We start from the raw sequence: 21518 nt of genomic DNA, 5'->3' as shown, positions 1-21518 counted from the left end.
CCCGGCGTTCCCGACCCGGAGGCATTTGATGAAAGCTCTCAGAGCGGCCCGCATGGAACGATGCATCGGCTGCCATTCCTGTTCGCTGGCCTGTGCGAGACAGGTCCACAAGGTCCTTTCCTGGAACAAGGCGGGCATCCGCATCTCGTCGTCCGGCGGCCTGTCCACGGGTTTCGAGGCGCGCGTCTGCCTGGCCTGCCACCCGGCCCCCTGCGCCCAGGCCTGTCCCACGGGCTCGCTCGCCCAGCGCCGGGACGGCGGCGTGATCCAGAAGCGCAACCTGTGCATCCGCTGCGGCAAGTGCGCCGAGGCGTGCCCGGTGGACGCCATCTTCCTGGACCACCTGGTCAATCCCTACGTGTGCATCCACTGCGGCCAGTGCGTGCCCTACTGCCCCCACGACTGTCTGGAGCTGGTGGACCTGCCGTCCCGGGAAGAGGAGGAAGGCAGCGATGATTAGAGATTTCTTCCGCGTCATGGTGGTCGACCTGACCACGGGCAAGACCCGGCTCAAGGAGATCCCCGGCCGGGCCGAATACCTGGGCGGCTCCGGCCTGGCCGCGCACCTGTTCCGGGAGTTCGGGCACATCGACCGCGACTGGGACGACCCCGAGCAGCCCCTGATCTTCGCCATCGGCCCGCTGACCGGCTACTTCCCGCTGATGAGCAAGACCTGCTGCGCCTTCCGCTCGCCCTACCACAACCAGTACACCGAGAGCTACGCGGGCGGGAAATCCGCCCTGTCCCTGCGCTTCGCCGACCTGGACGCGCTTGTCGTGACCGGCAAGGCCAAGCGGCTGACCGCCGTCTGCGTGGGCTCGCGCCTGGTGGACGTCCGCGACGTGGAGTACATGCGCGGTTTCGACGCCATCCAGACCGGGCGCGTGCTGCGCAAGATATTCCCGGGCTCGGGCCGCCGCTCGATCATGCGCATCGGCCCGGCGGGCGAGAACCTGTCGGCCTACGCCTGCATCAACGTGGACACCTTCCGCCATTTCGGGCGCATGGGCGGCGGCGCTGTCATGGGGGCCAAGAACCTCAAGGCCATCTGCGTGCTCGGCGACCGGGGGTTCGACCTGCCCGAGGGCAAGGCGTACCCCAAGCTGTACAAGCACATCTTCGAGCAGCTGACCACCACCGAGATGATGGCCAAATACCACGGCCTGGGCACGGCGGTGAACATCAACCCGCTCAACGCGCTCAAGTCCCTGCCGTGGAAGAACCTGCAGCAGACTTCCAGTCCCGAGGCCGAGAAGATTTCGGGCGAGACCTTTGCCGACGACACCCTGCTCCGGAACGCGGCCTGTGCGGGCTGCCCGGTGGGCTGCATCCACGTGGGCTTCGTGCGCGAGCAGTTTCAGACAAACAACCAGTATCTCTACCGCCAGGTGGGCTACGACTACGAGCCCATATTCTCCTGCGGCGGCATGCTCGAGGTGACCGAGGCCCCCGAGGTCCTGCGCATCCTCGACGTCATCGAGAAGGAGGGGCTGGACTGCATGTCCGCGGGCGTGGCCCTGGCCTGGGCCACCGAGGCGCTCGAAAAAGGCGCCATCTCCGAAAATGAAACGCTGGAGCCGCTCAAGTGGGGCGATTCCGAGACCTACATGCGCGCCGTGGAGCATCTCGGCCGCCAGGACAACGACTTCTACCGATTGCTGGCCCAGGGGACCATGAAGTGCGCCAAGCGGTACGGCGGCGAGGACTACGCCTGCGTGCTCGGCCAGGAGATGGCCGGCTACGCCACGGGCGAGGTCTTTTTCGTGGCCGAGGGGCTCGGCTTCCGCCACTCGCACCTGGACTCCGGCGGCTACGCCTACGACCAGAAGCACGACGAAAAGGACGTGGACAAGGCGTTGAACTTCCTGCTCCAGGACGGCCGGGAGCGGATCGTGCTCAACTGCATGGTCGGCTGCCTGTTCTCGCGCGGGGTGTACAAGGACGATCTTTTGGCCGAGGCGCTCGAATCCGTGGGCTACGGCGAGCTGAACGGGTCCATGGAGGACATCGGCAGGCGGGTCCAGCGCATGCGCTGGCGGCTGCGCCTGGAAATGGGCTACCGCCCGGACGAGGTCGTCATCCCCAAGCGGTACACCGAGATCACCACCTGGAAGGGCCCGGTGGACGTGGACTACATGGACGCCCTGCGCCGGGCCTACGCGGCCAAGATCATGGAAATGGGCGCCCCCCCGGAGGACGAGGGCACTCAAGCGCCCCTGTCCACGGCCAAAAAGACGCCCTCTTGAAAAAAAGGGGTTGCCAACCGCCCGCCATTTCGGTAAACCCCAACTTCTCGACCGGTTGCTCGGGTAGCTCAGTCGGTAGAGCAGGGGACTGAAAATCCCCGTGTCGGCAGTTCAATTCTGTCCCCGAGCACCATCTGGAAAACAAGCCCTTGCGAAGAACTCTTCGCAAGGGCTTTTTCTTTTTTCGGCTGGGGGAAAGCGGTCCGTTATCGATTCGAATTGGTGAGTCGGTACTGCTGCCTGGCAAGGACGATGTCCCGGTGATTCGCATTGGCCCAGCGGATGAGTTCGGCCATGGGCTTGAGGAAGGATTTCCCGATGTCGGTCAGTTCGTACTCCACCCGCAACGGGACTTCCGCATAGAGCGTACGCCTTATGAAGCCGTCCTTTTCCAGCCGCTTGAGCGTCTTGGACAGCATCTGTTTGGAGATGTCTTCAACGTTCCGGACAAGCCCGTTGAACCGCAGGGTGCCCTCGGACAACGAATGAAGGACAAGCAAACTCCATTTATCGCCGATGCGGTCGAGCACATCCCGTATCGGGCACGGCTGTTCAAAGGATATCAGCTGGTCGTCTTTCATGATCCAATTCCTGAAGGGTTGGGCAGGTCAGCCGGCACTGACCTGGTCATTGTATTTTGACTTCTTGTCATAAATTTTGGGCTCGGCTATGGTCTAGAAAAAATACTACGTCTCATTAATATACCTAGGAGGCCATTATGGCAACTATCGTACTGATCGGCGCATCCGGTAATGTCGGAACCAGAATTCTGAAGGAATTGACATCCCGCAATCATACCGTGACGGGAATAGCCCGCCACCCTGAAAAGATCGCCCGGCTTGACGGCGTCACTCCGCTAACAGGCGACGTTCACGACGGGAAGAGCCTCGCTCCCCTCTTGAAAGGGCATGACGCCGTGATCAGCGCGGTACGCTTCGTCGACAGCGATCCCGCGGTCCTTGTCCAGGCCGTCAGGGATGCCGGCGTAAAGCGTTATCTCGTCGTCGGCGGGGCCGGAAGCCTTGAGGTCGCTCCGGGGAAAAAACTGATAGATCAGCCCGACTTTCCGGAGGAGTACAAGCCCGAGGCGTCAAAGGGCGCGGACTTCCTGGACTACCTGAAATCCGTCACCGATCTCGATTGGACCTTCCTCTCCCCTTCGGCCCTGTTTGTCCCCGGCGAGCGGACGGGCAAATTCAGGCTGGGGAAGGACCAGCTTTTGAGCACCGAAGCGGGCTCGAGCATCTCGTTCGAGGATTTCGCCATCGCCCTGGTGGATGAGCTGGAAAAGCCCGCGCATGTTCGGGAGCGCTTTACCGTCGGCTATTGATCTGATGCCCCCGTGTCGGCAGTTCAGTTCTGTCCCGAACACCACTCCAGATGCCAAAGGCCCTGCGATTCCTCGCGGGGCCTTTTCCGTTGCGGATTCCAGGGTTGGGCGAGGGTTGCGGCATGGCCGCAACCCGTTGTCTTCGTGTCGCATACTCGCGGCGGCTAGAGAAACAGACGGCTGATGCGCATGATCGCCGGGGCGAGGAGGATGACCAGGATGACCCGGGTGATGTGGAAGGTCAGGACCAGGAAGATGTCCACGTTCAGGCCGCCGGCCATGCCGGTCATGGCGGTCATTGCCCCGGGGCTGGTGCTGATGAAGGCCGTGCCCGGGTCGATGCCCCAGAACTTGGTGAAGACCACGGCCATGACGCTGCCCAGGAGGATCAGCAGCAGCGCCGAGAGCAGGATGGGCACCGCGTAGTGCCTGAGCTGCTGGAGCATGTCCAGGGAGAAGCGCGAGCCGACCGTGGCCCCGACCACGATCTGGATGAAGAGCGACCACTGCCTGGGCAGGGCCAGGGGGGCCGCCAGGCACAGTTTCAGGACGATGACGCCGAGCATGGCGCCGATGATGACGCTGCCGGGCACGTTCAGGCGGCTGGCGAGCAGCCCGCCGGCGAGCGCGGCCCCCATGATCAGAACGAGATGCACGAGTTGTTGCATTGTGTCACACCCAAAGGCGGCTGTCCGCCGGTTGTTGCTGTCGAGGATGCCCTGCCCGGGCGCCGGTCAAACCTCGGCCTTGACGCGGGCCGGTGACGACCAGTAGTCCGGCGGCTCCGCGTTGGCAACCGTCTTTTGCGGTCCGAAACCGCTCGTCCCGACTTTCGTTGCGCGCGGCAACGCCCCGGATGCGGCCGGGCGGGCGACGGCGGACCGGGACGGCCCCCCTGTCCCGGCCAGGGACGGCATGGTCAGGGAAGCGGCCAGGACCAAGGCCAGGAACACGGCACCGGCCAGGTGCGGATGGCGATTCACGGCATCGCCCCCCGCGCCGCGCCTTCGGCGTCCGCCGCTCCCTGAAGCGCCGTGGCCGCCGACGCATCACACAGCCTGGCGGTCTCCATGATCCGCCGCAGGTCGGCCTCTGAGTACTCCCGGACCCGGTCCAGCCGGTCCTTGAAGTCCCGGGCATTGGCAAAGGTCCGCCCGAGCAGGCCGTCCAGCCCGGCGGTATCCACCTCGGGAGCCAGCCGGGCCGCCTCGGCCCCGGTCAGCCGGTAGCGCTCCGGACGGTAGGTCTGCTGCATGAACACGTTCTGCAGGAAGAACAGGGAGACGAAGCAGATGCCCGCCGCCAGGACCGGGGTCACCGCCCAGCTGCTGCAGATGGCCCCCACCGTGCGCCAGCGGATGGCGCGGCCGCCTTTGAGCAGTCCGATGCCGACCACCGCACCCACGATGGCCTGGGAACTGGACACGGGCACCAGCGGAATGGCGGGCAGCCCCAGGGAGACGAAGGCGTCGCTCAGCCCCTGGGAGGAGAAGATGGTCAGGACCAGGGAGTGGGAGACGACCACGATGAAGGCGGCCACGGGCGAGAGCTTCATGATCCCGCCGCCGCCCACGGTCATGATGACCTTCTTGGAATAGGTGAACACGCCCACGGCGATGGCCAGGCCGCCGAGGAAGAAGAGCTGCTGCGCCGCGCTCAGGGTGACCAGGCCGAAAAGGTTGATGGGCGAAAAATCGGAGATGGGCACGAACACGCCCATGACCGTGGAGATGTTGTTGGCCCCCAGGGCGTAGGAGCCGAAGATCCCGGCCAGGAGCAGCCCCAGGCGGGTCAGGTGGTCCTGTGTGAGCATGTGCGGCTTGGTCAAGCGCAACAGCCTGCGGCACAGAACGTACAGGAGCATGGAGAAGAGCGCCGCCAGGACGGGGCAGAAGACCCAGGTGGACAGGATGCGCGTCAGGGCCCCGTAGTCGATGAGCGACCCGGAAAAAAGGTTCCAACCCACAATGGAGCCGACGATGGTCTGGGAGGTGGAGGCCGGGTAGCTCGCCTTGGTCATGACGAACATGGTCACGGCCGAGGCCAGGGCGACCATGAAGGCCCCGGCCAGGGCGTTGATGGAGCCCAGCCTGCCCAGGGTCTCCGAGGCTCCGCCGCCGCTGACCACCGAACCGAGGATGACGAACGCGCTGCACCAGACGGCCGCGGTACGGAAACGGATCATCCGGGTGCCCACGGCCGTGCCGAAGACGTTGGACATGTTGTTCGCGCCCAGGGACCAGCCCAGGAATATGCCGCTCGAAAAAAAGATGGATGTCATGCCCGACGCCCCCTACAGCGAGCGCTTGATGACGTAGATGGCCAGCTTGTCGGCCACGTCCTCGGCCTTGTCCGCGATCTTGTCCAAGCCGCCCGTATAGTCGCGCAACTGCATCTTGTGGCTCAGGCGCAGGGAGTCGTCGCGGAAGATGTCCCGCTGCAGGCGGGAGACGATCTTGTCGCATTCGGTCTCCCAGAACGAGACCTTGTGCATGTGGTTGGTGATCGTGGACAGGTCCTTGAAAAAGGCCCGCGCCGAAAGGACGATGGCCTCGGCGGTCTTGACCACGTTGTCGCTCAACTCGAGGATGCCCGCGTGAAAGGGTTCGGGGATCTCCGGGGACTCGATCTCGATGCGCCACAGCGCGCCCTTGAACCCGCCCAGCAGGTAATCCATGCTCTCGAGCAGTTCGAGCACGTCGCCGCGCGACTCGGGGATGAGAGTCTTGGAGTACAGGGCCGTCTCGATGGTCCGGCGCAGCTCGTCGCCCCGGTGTTCCTTGAGGGTGATGTCGGCCAGCTTGGCCTCGAATCCCTCGGCGTCGCCCGCCAGGTAGGCCTCGGTGCCCGACTTGAAGATCAGCCCCGCCTCGCTGATCTGGTTCAGAAATTCGTCGATCTGTCTTTCTATTTTAATGCTGGAACGGAGGATGTTTATGCTCATGATGCTGATCCCGGAAGTTGGAAGGTTCTGGCGGCGGCCGATCACGCCCGGCCGGGCCCCGGCCGGGAAAAGGGTTCACGGCTCCGGGGGCGGAGCCGCTGGCTGACAAGGAGGTCCGGCGCGGGGGGCGGGGTGTCTTCCCCCGCGCCGGAAGGGGGGCACTACCAGAGCTTGCTGTCGAATCCCATCAGGGGCATGACGTATTGCGCCCAGGGGATCAGACAAAGCAGCACGACGGTCTGCATGACGATGCCGTACTTGAAGGATTCGAAGCTGGAGTAGTGGTTGGCGAGGTAACAGATGGTCGCCGGTTTGCTGTTGAAGTAGAGGACGTAGACCTGGTTGATCAGGAAGGCCATGGGCAGGGCGAAGCCGAGCACGTCCCAGCCGAAGTTCTGGGCGATGCCGATGATGATCGGGAAGAAGATCATGGTCCGCGCGGTCTTGCTCTGGCTGAGGATGGACGAGTAGTTGAACAGCACGGCGATGATCAAGAAGATCATGAGCTTGTTGGGATCGCCGTTGAGGCCCATGGCGTTGAACAGGTTGTTGATGCCGATGCCGACGATGTTGGTGGCCTTGATGCCGCCGCCCAGGACGTAGGCGCCGAAGCTGAACATGAGCAGGTGCCAGGGGATGTCGGTGCTGTTCCAGTCGATGACGCCGATCTTGGGCAGGCCGGAGAAGGACGGCAGCAGGCAGATGCCCGCGCCGGTCAGGGCCACGGCCGTGGCGCTCAGCCCGTGCAGCTTGTCCGTGGCCCAGAAGCCCAGGACCAGGAGGAAGATGACCGCGGCCTTGATCTCGTTCACGCTGACCGGCCCCATGCGGTCCAGTTCGCCCTTGAGCCGGTCCAGGCCGCCTTCGATGGTCGGGCGGTTCTCGCCGCCCCGCACCGGGAAGACGAACTTCACGCCCAGGTACCAGCCCAGGCCGAGGACGATCAGGGCCAGGGGAGCCAGGGCCACGAACCAGTCCATGTAGAATATCTGCGCGCCCGCGCCCGCCAGCATGCTGGCGGCCACCAGGTTGGCGGCGGAACCGGTCATGTAGGCGCTGCATGAGACGTTGATGCCGAGCAGGTTCTGCAGGACCAGGTTGCGCGCGAAGTTGTTGCGCGAGTCCCCGCCCGTGGCCCCGTAGATGGCGCTGATGACCATGAAGATGGGCATGAGCAGGGCCGCCTTGGCGGCGGTGGCGTTGATGAACGCGCCGAGCACGAGGTTGAGGATCAGGAAGGTCCAGAAGACCGGCGTGGCGTGGTGCCCCGCCCGGAGGATGAACTTCAGGGCCAGCCGTTTGGCCAGGCCCGTGGCCACAAGCATGCTGGCCAGGATGAAGCTGGCCACGTTGAGGATCATGACCGGATGGCCGAAGAACGCGTAGGCGGCCTTTTCCTTGAGGATGCCGCTGAAGACCACGGCGATGATCAGGAAAATGGAGGTCAGGTAGTTGGGGATGGCTTCCGATATCCAGAGGATGATGGACGCGACGAAGATGCCGAGCATGGTGTAGCAGTTGGCCGCCGGGACCTTGGTCTGGGCGGCGAAGGATTCGATCTCGAAAAACTGGAAATGGAACAGGCAGAAAGACAGCACGGCCAGCGGGACGCCGACCTTCTTGACCATCTCCATGATCGGCCCCGCGGGAAGCGTGGGCAGCTTCTCCAGCGTGTAGTTGCGCATGTCCAGGGGATCAAAAGAGACACTGTCTTGAACCGTGAGTTTGGGGGCAGTCATGTCATTCTCCTTCCATCATCGGCGCCCGGGGCCCTCACCGGCCCCGGGCGGTATCTTTCGCACTGCGCCGGGGGCGCCGTCTCGCTGTCTAGACCATTCCGATGACGCTCTTTGCGGCTTTGAGGTAGTTTCTGTTCTCGAAGGAACCGATTTCCAGCGCTTCGATGGCCTTGGTCATGCCGGCATAGTCCTCGCTTTCGCAGCAGGCGGTCTCGAGGACCGCCCCGTTGAACTCGATAACGCCGTATTCGCAGATGATCTTGTCCACGGAAAAGCCGAAGCGCTTCTTGAACACGGTCACCGCGGCCAGGCCGGGATGCGCATTCACCACGGCGATGAAGTCGTCGAGGGTGTACTCGTCCTTGTCGAGCTCCACCTGCGCCTTCATGTTCTCGAGGATGGTCGCGACCTCCGCCCTGCCGACGGGGAACTGGAACTTGCCGCGCGGCTGGAAAATCTCGTAGCCGTTCTCGGTCTCACCCACTTTCGTCTTGATGTCGAGCAGCCCGTCGCGGACCTTGACGTTGGCTTCGTTGGTGTGGGCGGACAGGAAGTAGGTCTCGCGGCTCTCGCGGACCTTGAACAGCTTGGCCTGCGCCTTCCACATGGATTTCTTCACAATATCGAGGATGCCCTGGCCGAATACGCGGAACTCGGCCCTGGGTACGATCTTGGAGGCCTCTTCGGCCGAGGTGGCCGTGTTGGCGCCGTATACGTCTGTCATGGTGTTCTCCGGATGGTGCGTTACCAGGTGGTGTAGGGGTTGGCGACAAGGTTGGAGTTGAAGTAGCGGGGATCCCCGGTCACTTCCTCCCCGACCCAGGAAGGCTTCTCAAAGGCCTGGTCCTCGCTCTTCAGTTCGATCTCGGCGACCACGAGGCCCCGGTTCACGCCGAAGAACTCGTCGACCTCCCAGACGAACCCGCCGAACTCGATCTTGTAGCGGGCCTTTTCGATGATCGGCTTCTCGGCCAGGTTATCGAGCATCTCGGTGCACTCGCCGTGCGGGATCTCGTATTCGTACTCCACGCGGGTGGCGCCGGTGGTGATGCCCTTGATGGTCAGGAATCCCTTGTCGTCGATGGTCCGGACGCGGACCGTGCGTTCCTTGGCGCTGTTCAGGTAGCCCTGGCGATAGTGGGTGCCCTTGGCCAGCGCGCGCCAGTCGTCGCCGACCAGCAGGAACTTGCGTTCGATTTCTTTAGCCATTGATTTCTCCAATAAAAGTTTTCGAGCAGGGTTCTGTTCTGCAACGATGGACTTTTTTTACGACTCAATTTACGATTAAAACAAATAATATCTAAGCATAATTGATATGACTTGAAGTTATGAATGAAACCTCACTGAAAGTGTTCATGGCCGTCTGCGAGACCGGCAGCTTCACCAAGGCGGCCAGTGAGCTGTTCATCACCCAGCCCGCGGTCAGCCGTCACGTGCAGGCCCTGGAGCATCTCTACGGGGTGGACCTGTTCGACCGCCGGGGACGGAGCATCGAGCTGACGCCCAACGGCGAGATTCTGCGGGCCAAGGCGCGGGAGCTGTTCGCCCTGCACGCCGAGGTGGAATCGCTGTTCAACGACATCGTCGAACTCAGGCGCGGCAAGATCACCATCGCCGCCTCGGCGACCATCGCCACCTACCTGCTGCCCCCGGCCATCGCGTCCTTCCGCGAACAGTTCCCGGGCGTGACCATCGAGCAGCTCTCGGGCAACACCCACGAGGTCAAGCAGATGGTCGTCAACGGCGATGCGGAAATCGGCTTCGGCGGCGGCGCGGGTGTGGAGACCCGGCAGCTTATCCGGGCCCTGGTGCACAGGGAACGGCTGGTCATCGTGACCCGCACCGACAGCGACATCTGCAAGAAAGAGGAGGTCACCCCAGAGGACATGCTCGGCTACCAGTTCGTCTGGCGCGAAAAAGGCACCCAGATCCGGCTGTTCGTGCGCGAACTGTTCAAGAACACGCCCATGCAGGAACCGGGCGTGGTGGTCAGCCGGGTGGCCACGGCCAAACGCTTCGCCCAGGTGGAGGGCTACCTGACCGCCCTGCCCTACTCGGCCGTCAAGCGGGAAGTGGAGGACGGCAGGCTCGCCACCCTGAACGTCAAGGGGTTCGACTTCACCATGGACTTCAACGCGTTCGTCAGTGCCTCCCGCCGCTTGAGCACGGCGGGCCAGGCCTTCCTGCAACACCTCCTCAACCGCGCCGACTTCAACGACTCCCGCTCCCTCAAAAAACTCCTCAATCTCGGCGAATAGCCCGGCCGTCCCTTCCCCCATCCCCTCTCACCCTCCGAAACTTTTTTGGACCGCTTCGCGGATGATGCCGATTTATGAACGCGCCCTTTTTATCCACTGCCCCAACACGCCGCGAAACCGTCTTATCGAGTTCAGCCTGGCCCACGTTCCGGTTGGCGTTCAGCGGGTGATGGAGTATAGCGTGGTATGCCCCCGCGCCGTGTGGTGCGGGCGGGGCGAACCGGTCCGGTTGGATTTGTTGTGGCGGTGACAGGGGAGTTTCCGCGAAACCGTTTGGGAGGCATACATGTTCCGCAAGCTGATGATACCCGCCGTGGTTGCCTTGGTTCTGGCGCTTTTCACAGGCAACGCGCTGGCCCTGGACCCGGCCGTGATCTACGACCTGGGCGGCAAATTCGACAAGTCCTTCAACCAGGCCGCGCACATGGGGGCCGAGAAGTTTTCGCAGGAGACCGGCATCAGGTACCGGGACTTCGAGCCGACCAACGAATCCCAGTACGAGCAGGCGTTGCGGCGGTTCGCGACCAAGGGCAGCGACCTGATCGTGGTGGTCGGGTTCTCGTTCGCCTCGGCATTGGAGAAGATCGCCCCGGAGTTCCCGGACACCAAATTCGTGATCATCGACATGGTCGTGACCCAGCCCAACGTGCAGTCCGTGGTCTTCAAGGAGCATGAGGGGTCCTTTTTGGTGGGCATGATCGCAGCCATGAAGACGCGGACCGGCAAGATAGGCTTCGTGGGCGGCATGGACGTGCCGCTGATCCGCAAGTTCGCCCTCGGGTACAAGGAGGGCGCGCAATACGTGAACAAGGACATCCGGATTTTCGAGAACATGACCGGGACCACCCCGGCGGCCTGGGGCGACCCGATCAAGGCGGGCGAGCTGGCCCGCTCCCAGTTCGACCGGGGCGCGGACGTGGTCTTCACCGCGGCGGGCGGGTCCGGCATGGGCGTGCTCCAGGCCGCGGCCGACGCCAAGAAGTTCTCCATCGGCGTGGACTCCAACCAGAACTATATCCATCCCGGTAGCGTGCTGACCTCCATGGTCAAGCGCGTGGACCTGGCCGTGTACCAGGCCATGCAGGACATGCGCAACGGCGACTGGCAGCCCGGCCTGAAGGTCCTGGGCCTGGCCGAGGGCGGAGTGGGCTACGCTCTGGACAAATACAATGAAGCCCTGATCACCCCGGAGATGAAGGCCAGGGTGGACCAGGCCAAGGTCGACATCATCTCGGGCAAGATCATGGTCACCAACTACTTCGACATCATGGACCGCTAGCCGGTCGTGGCGGACGGTTTTCCGGCGGCGGGCCCGGTGGTGCCGCCGGGGCTCCCGCCGCGCGTCCGCTTGGCTCGGCGCGGCGTATGGGGTAGCATAATTCACCGCGCCCCGGCCCTTTTTCGACAATCCGGCGGAATCCGGCAGGTTCCGCCCCAGGTGGAGAACCCATGCCCCGCTCGCTCATACCCGCCCTTATGATCCTGGCCCTGGCCCTGTGTTCCGGCACCGCGTCGGCCTTCAAGCCCGCCCTGCTCTATGACCAGGTGGGCAAGTCCGACAGGTCGTTCAACGAGGCCGCCTTCAGAGGCGCGGAACGATTCAAGAAGGAATCCGGCCTCTCGTACCAGGAGTTCACGCCGACCAACGAGTCCCAGTACGCCCAGGCCATGCAGCGCTTCGCGGCGCGCGGGTATGACCCGATCATCGTGGTCGGCTTCTCCTACGCCTCGGTCCTGGAGCAGATCGCCCCGCGCTTCCCGGACACCCGGTTCGTCATCGTGGACATGGCCGTGGACCAACCCAACGTGCAGTCCGTGGTCTTCAGGGAGCACGAGGGGTCGTTTCTGGTGGGCATGATCGCGGCCATGAAGACCAAGACCGGCAAGATCGGATTCGTGGGCGGCATGGACATCCCGCTGATCCGCAAGTTCGCCCTGGGCTATAAGGAGGGCGCGCAATACGTGAACAAGGACATCCGAATTTTCGAGAACATGACCGGGAACACCCCGGCGGCCTGGGGCGACCCGATCAAGGCGGGCGAGCTGGCCCGCTCCCAGTTCGACCGGGGCGCGGACGTGATCTACCAGGCGGCGGGCAGCTCCGGTCTGGGTGTGCTCCAGGCGGCCGCCGACCTGCACAGGTTCTCCATCGGCACGGACGCGAACCAGAACTACATGCATCCCGGCAGCGTGCTGACCTCCATGGTCAAGCGCGTGGACCTGGCCGTGTTCGAGGCCCTGCGCGACGCCGGGAACGGCACCTGGAAGCCGGGTACCCGCCTGCTCGGGCTGGCCGAGGGCGGGGTGGACTACTCGCTCGATCAATACAACGAGTCCCTGATCACCCCCGAGATGCGGGCGCGCGTGGATCGGGCCAAGGCGGATATCATCGCGGGCCGGATCAAAGTGACCAACTATTTCGAGATAATGGACCAGTAGCATGGGCTCCTCTCCCGACCATGCGGCCCCCCCGGCGGTCGAACTCCTCGAGCTGAACAAGTCCTTCGGGCCGGTACGGGCCAACCGGGACGTGTCCATGGCCGTGGCCAAGGGCACCATCCACGGCATCGTGGGCGAGAACGGGGCGGGCAAGTCCACGCTCATGGGCATGCTCTACGGCTTTTACCAGGCGGACAGCGGACGCATCCGCATCAACGGCCGGGACGTGAGGATCACCAGCCCGGCCCAGGCCATCGGCCAGGGCATCGGCATGGTTCATCAGCACTTCATGCTGGTGGAACCGTTCACGGTGCTCGAAAACGTCATCCTCGGGGCCGAGGAAGGCGGACTGATAAAAACCTCCCTGCGCCACGCCCGGCGGGAACTTGAGCGGCTCGGCCGTGAGTACGGCCTGGAGGTGGACCCGGACGCGGTGGTCGGCGACCTGCCTGTGGGGCTGCAACAGCGCGTGGAGATTCTCAAGGCCCTGTATCGCGGGGCCGAAATCCTGATCCTGGACGAGCCCACGGGCGTGCTCACGCCCCAGGAGGCGAGCCGCCTGTTCGCCATGCTCGACACCCTGCGCGGCCAGGGGCGCACGGTCATCCTGATCACCCACAAGCTGCGCGAGATCATGGCCGCCACCGACACCGTGTCCATCATGCGGCGCGGAGCCATGGTCGCCCACCGCAGGACCTCGGAGACGAGCAAGGAGGAGCTGGCCGAGCTCATGGTCGGCCGCAAGGTCCTGCTCCGGGTGGACAAGACCGAGGCCACGCCCGGCGCCCCCCTCCTGGAACTGGACAAGGTCAATTACCGCAACGCGGCGGGCGTGCACCGGCTCAAGGACGTCTCCCTGACCCTCAGGCGGGGCGAAATCCTCGGCGTGGCCGGGGTCTCGGGCAACGGCCAGTCCGCGCTGCTGGAGGTCCTGGCCGGGGTGGCCGCGCCGTCCTCCGGGACCATCCGGTTCAAGGGCGAGGTCATCGCCGGGCAGGGAAAACGCACCGATCCGCAGGGCATGCACCGGCTGGGCGTGGGGCATGTGGCCGAAGACCGCCACCGCACGGCCATGATCATGGATTTCACCGCGGCCGAGAACATGATCCTCGGCTACCACAGCGGACGCGACGTGAACGGCAGGATACTCATGGACCAGGCCAAGGTCCGCGACCTGTGCCGCGAGTACATGGACCGGTTCGACGTGCGCCCGTCCAACCCGGACCTCCCGGCCACGGGCTTTTCCGGGGGCAACCAGCAGAAGCTCGTCCTGGCCCGGGAGATGGAACGCGACCCGGACCTGTTGCTGGTGGGCCAGCCCACTCGCGGGGTGGACATCGGGGCCATCGAGTTCATCCACAACCGCCTCATCGAGTTGCGCGACCGGGGCAAGGGCGTGCTCCTGGTCTCGGTGGAGCTGGATGAGATATTGTCGCTGGCCGACCGCATCGTGGTCATGTTCGACGGGCGCATCGTGGGCGAGATGGCCGCGAAAGGCGCAAACGAATGCGCCCTGGGCCTGCTCATGGCGGGCTGCGCCGGGACGCCGGACAGTGGGGAGGCGGCGTAGATGGCGCAGTCCAAGCTCCCCGGCTGGGTCAATGCGGGGCTGATCCCGGCGCTGAACCTGCTGACCGCCTTCCTGGTCTCGGGCCTGGTCATCCTGGCCATGGGCCAGGACCCGGTCAAGGCGTTCGGCCACCTGGTCTACGGGGCCTTCGGCTACGGCGAGGCCATCGGCTACACCCTGTACTACGCCACCAATTTCATCTTCACCGGCCTGGCCGTGGCCGTGGCCTTCCACTGCTACCTGTTCAACATCGGCGGCGAGGGCCAGGCATACCTCGGCGGCCTGGGCATCGGGTTGGTCTGCCTGTACCTGGGCGACCTGCCGTTCTGGGCCGTCCTGCCCCTGACCGTGCTCGGCGGGGCCCTGTTCGGCGCGGCCTGGGCGGCCATTCCGGCCTACCTCCAGGCCAAACGCGGCTCGCACATCGTCATCACCACGATCATGTTCAACTTCATCGGCTCGTCGGTCATGACCTTCCTGCTGGTGAACTGGCTCAAGCGGCCCGGCTCCCAGCTGCCCGAGACATCGCCCTTCCCGGAGTCCGCGTGGATGCCCAAGCTGCACGAGCTGGCCGGATCGCTCGGCATCGAGATGGCCCATTCGCCCGCCAACCTGGCCCTGGTCATCGCCCTGCTCTGCTGCGTGGGCGTCTGGCTGTTCATCTGGCACACCCGCTGGGGCTACGAGATCCGGGCCGTGGGCCGCAACCCGGATGCGGCCGTGTACAGCGGCATCTCCCCGGCCAGGGCGATCATGGTCTCCATGCTCCTGTCCGGGGCGCTGGCCGGGCTCATGGGCGTGAACGAGCTCATGGGCGAACAGCACCGGGTGGTCATCAACTTCACCAACGGATGCGGGTTCGTGGGCATCGCCATAGCGCTCATGGGCCGCAACCACCCGGCGGGCATCGTGCTCGCCTCCCTGCTCATGGGCGCGCTGTTTCAGGGCGGGGCCGAGCTGGCCTTCGAGATGCCGGCCATCACCCGGGACATGATCTGGACCATCCAGGGGCTGGTCATCCTGTTCACCGGCGCCCTGGAACATCTGTACCGGCACCGGCTGGAGCGCATCTTCCCGCGCAAGGAGGCCCCGGCATGACCGACCTGTGGATGCAGCTGCTGCTCACGGCCGACGCCACCCTGCGCATCAGCACGCCGCTGATCCTGGCCGCCCTGGCCGGATTGTGTTCGGAACGGGCGGCGGTCATCGACATCGGCCTGGAGGGCAAGATGCTCGGCGGGGCGTTCACGGCGGCCACTGTCAGCTATCTGACCGGCTCGGCCTGGCTCGGGCTCGTCTGCGCCATCCTCGCCTGCCTTCTGCTCGCCCTGCTGCACGGGTTCGCCTGTATCACCCACCGGGGCAACCAAGTGGTCTCGGGCATGGCCATCAACATAGTGGTCGCCGGGCTGGCCCCGACGCTGGGGCACGCCATCTTCCACATCAACGGAGACACCCCGCCCCTGCCGCAAGGGGCGCGATTCATGGCCCTGACCCTGCCCGGCGCCGAGGCGTTGCGCGGGGTGCCGGTGCTGGGCCCGATCTACGCCGAGTTGGTCAGCGGCCACACCCTGCTGACCTACGCGACCTTCGCCCTGATTCCCTGCGTCTCCTTCATGCTTTACAAGACCCGGTTCGGGCTACGGCTGCGGGCCGTGGGCGAGAACCCGGAGGCCGTGGACACGGCGGGCATCTCGGTGGCCTGGCTGCGCTACCGGGCGGTGCTCATCGCGGGCGCGCTGTGCGGCGTGGCCGGGGCTTCCCTGTCCACCGCGCTGGGCGCGAGCTTCATCCGCGACATGACCGCGGGCAAGGGGTACCTGGCCCTGGCGGCCATGATCTTCGGCAAGTGGCGGCCCGGCCCGACCGTGACCGCCTGCCTGCTCTTCGCCTTCACCGACGCGCTCCAGGCCCGGCTGCAGGGTGTGTCCCTGCCCCTGGTGGGCGAGATACCCGTCCAGTTCATCATCATGCTGCCCTACGTCATGACCGTGATCCTGCTGGCCGGGTTCGTGGGCAAGGTGACGGCCCCCAAGGCGGACGGCATACCCTACGTCAAGGAGCGATAGATGCCCGACATTCCTGAACTCATCCGTTTGGCCGTCGCGGCCCGCGACCGGGCCTACGCCCCGTACTCCAACCACCCTGTGGGCGCGGCCCTGGTCACGGACGCGGGCGGGGTGTACACCGGCTGCAACGTGGAGAACGCGGCCTATCCGCTGGGCAGTTGCGCCGAGCAGTCGGCCATCTCCGCCATGGTCCTGGGCGGAGGCGGAACCATCCGCGAACTGGTGGTGGTCGGCCCCGGCGACACGCCATGCACCCCGTGCGGCGGCTGCCGCCAGCGCATCCGCGAATTCGCCGGACCGGGCACCAAGGTTCATATCTGCAACGAACGCGGGGTCCTGCTGACCATGACCCTGGACGAACTGCTGCCCGAGTCCTTCGGGCCGAAAAACCTTAACCAACGGTGATTATGAAAGATTTGAAGACATTGACGGAAGAGGCCGCACAGGTCCGAGCCGACGAGGCGTACGCCCTGCGCGCCCTGACCTCCATGGACCTGACCTCGCTGGGCGAGAACGACACCGACGAGACGATCCGCGACCTGTGCTCGCGCGCGGTCACACCCAAGGGACATGTGGCGGCGGTCTGCGTATACGACAAATTCGTGCCCCTGGCCCTGAACGAACTCCGGGGAACCGGGGTGCGCGTGGCCACGGTCTGCAACTTCCCGCACGGGTTGCCCGACGCGGCCAAGGCCGTGGCCGAGGCCAAGGCGCAGGTGGCGGTCGGGGCCCAGGAGGTGGACGTGGTCCTGCCCTACAAGCGGTACAAGGCGGGGCACCGCGACCAGGCCATCACCCTGCTGCAACAGGTGCGGGAGGTCTGCGGCGAAACGGTCCTGCTCAAGGTCATCCTGGAAACGAGCCAGTTGCAGTCGCTCAAGATCATCGGCGAGGCCAGCCGGGACGCCATCGAAGCGGGCGCGGACTTCATCAAGACGTCCACGGGCAAGGTGCCGGGCGGGGCCACCCTGGACGCGGCGGCGGTCATGCTCGAGGCGATCCGCGAGATGACCCCCAAGGTCAAGCGCCCCCTCGGCTTCAAGCCGTCCGGCGGCCTCAGGAGCGTGGCCGACGCGGCGGGCTACCTCTATCTCGCGGACCAGATCATGGGCCAGGGCTGGGCCACCCCGCAGACCCTGCGCTTCGGCGCGTCCGGCCTGCTCAACGACGTAAAAAACCACCTCGGCCTCTAACCGAGCAAACGACAACCCCACCGAGTTCCCACCCCGCGAAGCGGCACCAAAAAGTTTGGGAAAAGGAGGGGATGGGGGTCCGGGGGAAGGGGAGGAAAGAACCCTTTCCAAAGGGTTTTTCCTCCCCTTCCCCCGGCCGCCGGAGGCACCACACATGACGTTCATACCGCAGGAGATCATTCGCAGGAAGCGGGACGGGCTGGAATTGTCCGAGTCCGACATCCGGGCCATGGTCCGGGGCGTCACGGACGGCTCGGCGAGCGAGGGCCAGGTGGCGGCGTTCGCCATGGCCGTCTTTTTCCGGGGCATGACCCTGGCCGAGCGCATCCGGCTGACCGAGGCCATGCGCGACTCGGGGAGGGTGCTGGACTGGCCTTCGCTTGGCATTGCGCGCGGCGTGGCGGACAAACACTCGACCGGCGGCGTGGGCGACAAGGTCAGCCTGATCCTGGGACCCCTGGCGGCTGCGTGCGGAGCGTTCGTGCCGATGATCTCCGGGCGCGGCCTGGGGCACACGGGCGGCACGCTGGACAAATTCGACGCCATTCCGGGGTATGACACCGCGCCGGATCTGGAGACCTTCGCCAAAGTGGTCCGGGAAGCGGGCTGCGCCATCATCGGGCAGACGGCGGACCTGGCCCCGGCCGACCGGCGGCTGTACGCGGTGCGCGACGTGACCGCCACGGTGGAGTCCCTGGACCTGATCACGGCCTCGATCCTGTCCAAGAAGCTGGCCGCCGGATTGCAGGGGCTGATCATGGACGTGAAATTCGGCAGCGGCGCGTTCATGGAGGATTTCGATGACGCGCGGGCGTTGGCCGAGTCCATCGTGACCGTGGCCACGGGAGCGGGCGTGCCGACCACGGCCCTGCTCACGGACATGAACGAGGTCCTGGGCGACACCGTGGGCAACGCGGTGGAGGTCTGCGAGGCCGTGCGTTTCCTGACCGGCGTAAGCCGCGAGCCGAGATTGGCCGAGGTCACCCTGGCCTGCACCGGCGAACTGCTGATGTTGGCGGGCGTGGCCGAAGACATGGCCGACGCCTCGCGCAAAATGGAGACGGCCCTGGCCAGCGGCGCGGCGGCCGAACGGTTCGAACGCATGGTCGCCGGGCTGGGCGGGCCTACGGATTTTCTGGAACGGTCGGGCGAATACCTCGACATCGCGCCCGTGAAGCGGCCCGTGCATCCGGACAGGCCGGGCTTCATCACGGCCATGGACAGCCGGGGAGTGGGCATGGCCCTGGTGGCCATGGGCGGCGGGCGCACCCGCGCGGACCAGGCCATCGACCACGGTGTTGGCATGACCGGATTCGCCCGCATCGGCGACGCGGTCGGCCCCAACAACCCCCTGTGCACGGTCCGCGCCCGCGACGAGGTCCAGGCCGACATGGCCGCCGAACGCATCCGCGCGGCCGTGACCATCGGCGACGCCCCTCCGGTACCCCGCCCGGTGGTCCGCGAACGAATCACCGTCCGGAACGCCGAGGAGAACGTCTGATGCCGCGCGCCTTCATCCTGGTCCTCGACTCGCTCGGCATCGGCTGGGCCCCGGACGCCGACCAATACGGCGACGCCGGGGCCGACACCCTGGGCCACATCGCCGAAGCCTGCGCGCGTGGCGAAGCGGATCGCGACGGGTTGCGCACAGGCCCTCTCGCCCTGCCCTGCATGGCCTCCCTCGGCCTGGGGCTGGCCGCCCAGCTGGCCACCGGAACCGTGCCGCCGAACCTCAAGTCGCCGGTCCTGCGCGGCCGGTTCGCGGCGGCCCGCGAGGTCAGCCGGGGCAAGGACACGCCCAGCGGCCACTGGGAACTGGCCGGAGTGCCCGTCTCCTTCGACTGGGGCCTGTTCCCGCCCGACTACCCGAGCTTTCCCAGGGAGTTGACCGAGGCCATCATCGGACAGGGCGATCTGCCCGGTATCCTCGGCAACCGCGCCGCCTCGGGCACCGAAATCCTCAAGGAGCTGGGCGAGGAACACATGCGCTCCCACAAGCCCATCTGCTACACCTCGGCCGATTCGGTCTTCCAAATCGCGGCCCACGAACGAACCTTCGGCCTGGACCGGCTGCTGCGGCTCTGCGAACTCGTACGCGAACTGCTGAGCGGCTACAACATCGGCCGGGTCATCGCCCGCCCGTTCGTCGGCGAGCCGGGCAACTTCACCCGCACCGCCAACCGCCGCGACTACGCCCTGGAACCGCCCGCGCCCACCCTCCTGGACAAGCTCAAGGACGCCAGGCGCGAGGTCGTCTCGGTCGGCAAGATCAGCGACATCTTCGCCCATCGCGGCATCACCAAGGCGGTCAAGGGGCCGGACTCGGCCACCCTCTTCGACCTCGTCGAGACCGAAGCCGCCCACGCCCCGAACGGATCCCTGATCTTCGCCAATTTCGTGGAGTTCGATTCCGAATGGGGACACCGCCGCGATGTGGCCGGATACGCCGCCGCCCTGGAATACATCGACGCCCGCATCGCCGCCTTCATCCCCAAGCTCAAGCCCGGCGACCTGGCCGTGATCACCGCCGACCACGGCTGCGATCCCACCTGGAAAGGCACGGACCACACCCGCGAATGCGTGCCCGTGCTCCTCTTCGGCCCCCCGGTCCTGCCCGGCTCCGCAGGCCTGCGCGACACCTTCGCCGACGTCGGCCAGACCGTGGCCGCGCACCTGGGCATCGAGCCGCTTGAGAGCGGGGAGGTCATTTCATTGGATTAGGGGAGGCCTTCGGCGGCTCCTTCGGAGAGACCAGGGCGCTGCCCACACGCCCCTGCCGAAGGCACACAAAAAGTTTGGGAGGTTCCAAAGAACCTTTTTCAAAAGGTTTTTTGGCCGTCGGAGACGCCCGCCCGGCGAGGGCCCGCCGGAGGCCTGCCACCGCCGCGCCTACTCGAACCCGTCCAGGGTCTCCTGCATGTACTGGTAGAACCGTCCGGCGTGCAGGCCGTCGGCCAGGGCGTGGTGGACCTGGAGGTTGACGGGCATGGTCCAGCGGCCGTTCTGTTCGGTGAATTTACCCCAGGCGACGCGGGGGAAGGAGTCGTCGGGTCCCTGGACCGGGTGGTGCATGGAGGTGAAGTGCAGCCAGGGCAGGCAGGTGGTGAAGACGAGGTCCAGGCGGTGGGCGGCATCGTCCTTGAGTTCGGTCTGTTGCTTGCCCGTTTCGATGGCCCGGGCGCAGGCGTGGTCGAAGTCGGGCCAGCGGTCGGCGTAGTCGAAATAGCAGAAGGCGAAGCGGTCACCGTCGATGGGCACGGTGGGCGCGGGGTGGACGGTGTCGAACTCGACCACGTCCGGGCCGTCGAGCCGCTGGCGGAACTCGGGGATGCGGTTGGCGGCGCGCATGACCGCGTAGAGCACGGCGCTGAACGGGGCGATGCCGCGCGGCTTGGCCTTGGTGATGAGCGCGGTCACGTCCACGTCGGCGGTCAGGGAGAAATGGGGCGAGGGCAGGGTCCGGAAATAGTCGTACAGGCTCTTTCGGGGCCAGTCGTGCAGGTCGAGTGTCTTCATGCTTTCCGGTCTACGGGACCGATCCGGGCCTGTAAAGCCCTGCCGCGAGCTTGGCCGGATGCGCGAAACACATGCGGCCGAATCTTCACCACGCGACCAACCGATTCTCCCCGACCGGGTGCCCGCTCGGATAGGCATGTCCGGCTCTAACCCAGGACACAAAACTGACCCTGGGTTTTTGCACAAACTAACCATTAGGAATTATGCACAATAC

General features: G+C 65.4%; 22 protein-coding genes and 1 tRNA gene. 14 read left to right on the top strand and 9 right to left on the bottom strand.

The window, feature by feature from the left end:
- Positions 1–28: 28 nt before the first annotated feature.
- From BerOc1_RS09600 to BerOc1_RS09590, 3 genes are all read left to right on the top strand, one after another.
- On the top strand, positions 29–460 hold the full coding sequence (locus BerOc1_RS09600) for a 4Fe-4S binding protein (protein ID WP_071545486.1): 432 nt from the start codon (positions 29–31) through the stop codon (positions 458–460).
- The gene (locus BerOc1_RS09595) at positions 453–2246 is read left to right on the top strand and encodes an aldehyde ferredoxin oxidoreductase N-terminal domain-containing protein (protein ID WP_071545485.1); all 1794 of its coding nucleotides are present in this window, start codon (positions 453–455) and stop codon (positions 2244–2246) included. The genes BerOc1_RS09600 and BerOc1_RS09595 overlap by 8 nt, the downstream gene beginning before the upstream one ends.
- 57 nt (positions 2247–2303) lie before the next feature.
- A tRNA-Phe gene (locus BerOc1_RS09590) sits at positions 2304–2379 on the top strand.
- 73 nt (positions 2380–2452) lie between these two features.
- On the opposite strand, the gene BerOc1_RS09585 is transcribed toward BerOc1_RS09590, so the two are convergent.
- Positions 2453–2827 (bottom strand): winged helix-turn-helix transcriptional regulator, encoded by a 375-nt coding sequence (locus BerOc1_RS09585; RefSeq protein ID WP_071545484.1) that lies wholly within the window; start codon positions 2825–2827, stop codon positions 2453–2455.
- Between the two features lie 137 nt (positions 2828–2964).
- Here BerOc1_RS09585 and BerOc1_RS09580 point away from each other — a divergent pair, with 137 nt between their 5' ends.
- Positions 2965–3576 carry an NAD(P)-dependent oxidoreductase gene (locus BerOc1_RS09580; protein WP_071545483.1) on the top strand — a complete coding sequence of 204 codons (612 nt, stop codon included), beginning with the start codon at positions 2965–2967 and terminating at the stop codon, positions 3574–3576.
- 164 nt (positions 3577–3740) lie between these two features.
- On the opposite strand, the gene BerOc1_RS09575 is transcribed toward BerOc1_RS09580, so the two are convergent.
- The 7 genes from BerOc1_RS09575 to BerOc1_RS09550 all read right to left on the bottom strand — a co-directional run bounded on the left by BerOc1_RS09575 (position 3741) and on the right by BerOc1_RS09550 (position 9468).
- Positions 3741–4244, bottom strand: coding sequence for an AbrB family transcriptional regulator (locus BerOc1_RS09575; protein WP_084641320.1), 504 nt, complete (start codon positions 4242–4244; stop codon positions 3741–3743).
- A 66-nt stretch (positions 4245–4310) separates the two neighbouring features.
- Positions 4311–4559, bottom strand: a complete 249-nt coding sequence (locus tag BerOc1_RS18865; RefSeq protein ID WP_129586520.1) for a hypothetical protein — start codon at positions 4557–4559, stop codon at positions 4311–4313.
- Entirely contained in the window at positions 4556–5857 is a 1302-nt protein-coding gene (locus BerOc1_RS09570; protein WP_071545481.1) for an inorganic phosphate transporter, read from the bottom strand. The genes BerOc1_RS18865 and BerOc1_RS09570 overlap by 4 nt, the downstream gene beginning before the upstream one ends.
- 12 nt (positions 5858–5869) lie before the next feature.
- Positions 5870–6520 (bottom strand): DUF47 domain-containing protein, encoded by a 651-nt coding sequence (locus tag BerOc1_RS09565; RefSeq protein ID WP_071545480.1) that lies wholly within the window; start codon positions 6518–6520, stop codon positions 5870–5872.
- Between the two features lie 161 nt (positions 6521–6681).
- Positions 6682–8259 (bottom strand): SLC13 family permease, encoded by a 1578-nt coding sequence (locus BerOc1_RS09560; protein WP_071545479.1) that lies wholly within the window; start codon positions 8257–8259, stop codon positions 6682–6684.
- An 88-nt stretch (positions 8260–8347) separates the two neighbouring features.
- On the bottom strand, positions 8348–8983 hold the full coding sequence (locus BerOc1_RS09555) for a hypothetical protein (protein ID WP_071545478.1): 636 nt from the start codon (positions 8981–8983) through the stop codon (positions 8348–8350).
- 20 nt (positions 8984–9003) lie between these two features.
- Positions 9004–9468 (bottom strand): CYTH domain-containing protein, encoded by a 465-nt coding sequence (locus tag BerOc1_RS09550; protein ID WP_071545477.1) that lies wholly within the window; start codon positions 9466–9468, stop codon positions 9004–9006.
- A 119-nt stretch (positions 9469–9587) separates the two neighbouring features.
- Between BerOc1_RS09550 and BerOc1_RS09545 the strand changes: the two genes are divergently transcribed.
- The 10 genes from BerOc1_RS09545 (at position 9588) to BerOc1_RS09500 (ending at position 20509) form a co-directional block, all read left to right on the top strand.
- Complete coding sequence (locus BerOc1_RS09545; RefSeq protein ID WP_084641318.1) at positions 9588–10517, top strand: LysR substrate-binding domain-containing protein; 930 nt, start codon at positions 9588–9590, stop codon at positions 10515–10517.
- Between the two features lie 286 nt (positions 10518–10803).
- Positions 10804–11796 (top strand): BMP family lipoprotein, encoded by a 993-nt coding sequence (locus BerOc1_RS09540; RefSeq protein ID WP_129586519.1) that lies wholly within the window; start codon positions 10804–10806, stop codon positions 11794–11796.
- A gap of 170 nt (positions 11797–11966) precedes the next feature.
- Positions 11967–12956 carry a BMP family lipoprotein gene (locus tag BerOc1_RS09535; protein WP_071545475.1) on the top strand — a complete coding sequence of 330 codons (990 nt, stop codon included), beginning with the start codon at positions 11967–11969 and terminating at the stop codon, positions 12954–12956.
- 1 nt (position 12957) lies between these two features.
- The gene (locus tag BerOc1_RS09530) at positions 12958–14526 is read left to right on the top strand and encodes an ABC transporter ATP-binding protein (RefSeq protein WP_071545474.1); all 1569 of its coding nucleotides are present in this window, start codon (positions 12958–12960) and stop codon (positions 14524–14526) included.
- Positions 14527–15624, top strand: a complete 1098-nt coding sequence (locus BerOc1_RS09525) for an ABC transporter permease (RefSeq protein ID WP_071545473.1) — start codon at positions 14527–14529, stop codon at positions 15622–15624.
- Positions 15621–16595 carry an ABC transporter permease gene (locus tag BerOc1_RS09520; protein WP_071545472.1) on the top strand — a complete coding sequence of 325 codons (975 nt, stop codon included), beginning with the start codon at positions 15621–15623 and terminating at the stop codon, positions 16593–16595. The genes BerOc1_RS09525 and BerOc1_RS09520 overlap by 4 nt, the downstream gene beginning before the upstream one ends.
- Positions 16596–17000, top strand: coding sequence for a cytidine deaminase (locus tag BerOc1_RS09515; protein WP_071545471.1), 405 nt, complete (start codon positions 16596–16598; stop codon positions 16998–17000).
- Positions 17001–17002: 2 nt separating this feature from the next.
- Positions 17003–17788: a deoxyribose-phosphate aldolase gene (deoC, locus tag BerOc1_RS09510; protein ID WP_071545470.1), complete on the top strand. Its 786-nt coding sequence runs from the start codon at positions 17003–17005 to the stop codon at positions 17786–17788.
- A gap of 154 nt (positions 17789–17942) precedes the next feature.
- On the top strand, positions 17943–19289 hold the full coding sequence (gene deoA, locus BerOc1_RS09505) for a thymidine phosphorylase (protein WP_071545469.1): 1347 nt from the start codon (positions 17943–17945) through the stop codon (positions 19287–19289).
- Complete coding sequence (locus tag BerOc1_RS09500; protein WP_071545468.1) at positions 19289–20509, top strand: phosphopentomutase; 1221 nt, start codon at positions 19289–19291, stop codon at positions 20507–20509. The genes deoA and BerOc1_RS09500 overlap by 1 nt, the downstream gene beginning before the upstream one ends.
- Positions 20510–20677: 168 nt before the next feature.
- On the opposite strand, the gene BerOc1_RS09495 is transcribed toward BerOc1_RS09500, so the two are convergent.
- On the bottom strand, positions 20678–21304 hold the full coding sequence (locus BerOc1_RS09495; protein WP_071545467.1) for a chloramphenicol acetyltransferase: 627 nt from the start codon (positions 21302–21304) through the stop codon (positions 20678–20680).
- Positions 21305–21518: the final 214 nt, after the last annotated feature.

It is taken from the genome of Pseudodesulfovibrio hydrargyri (assembly GCF_001874525.1).
Taxonomy (GTDB): domain Bacteria; phylum Desulfobacterota; class Desulfovibrionia; order Desulfovibrionales; family Desulfovibrionaceae; genus Pseudodesulfovibrio; species Pseudodesulfovibrio hydrargyri.
The sequence above is the reverse complement of the archived record's forward strand: the minus strand, read 5'-3'. Positions and strand labels throughout refer to the sequence as shown.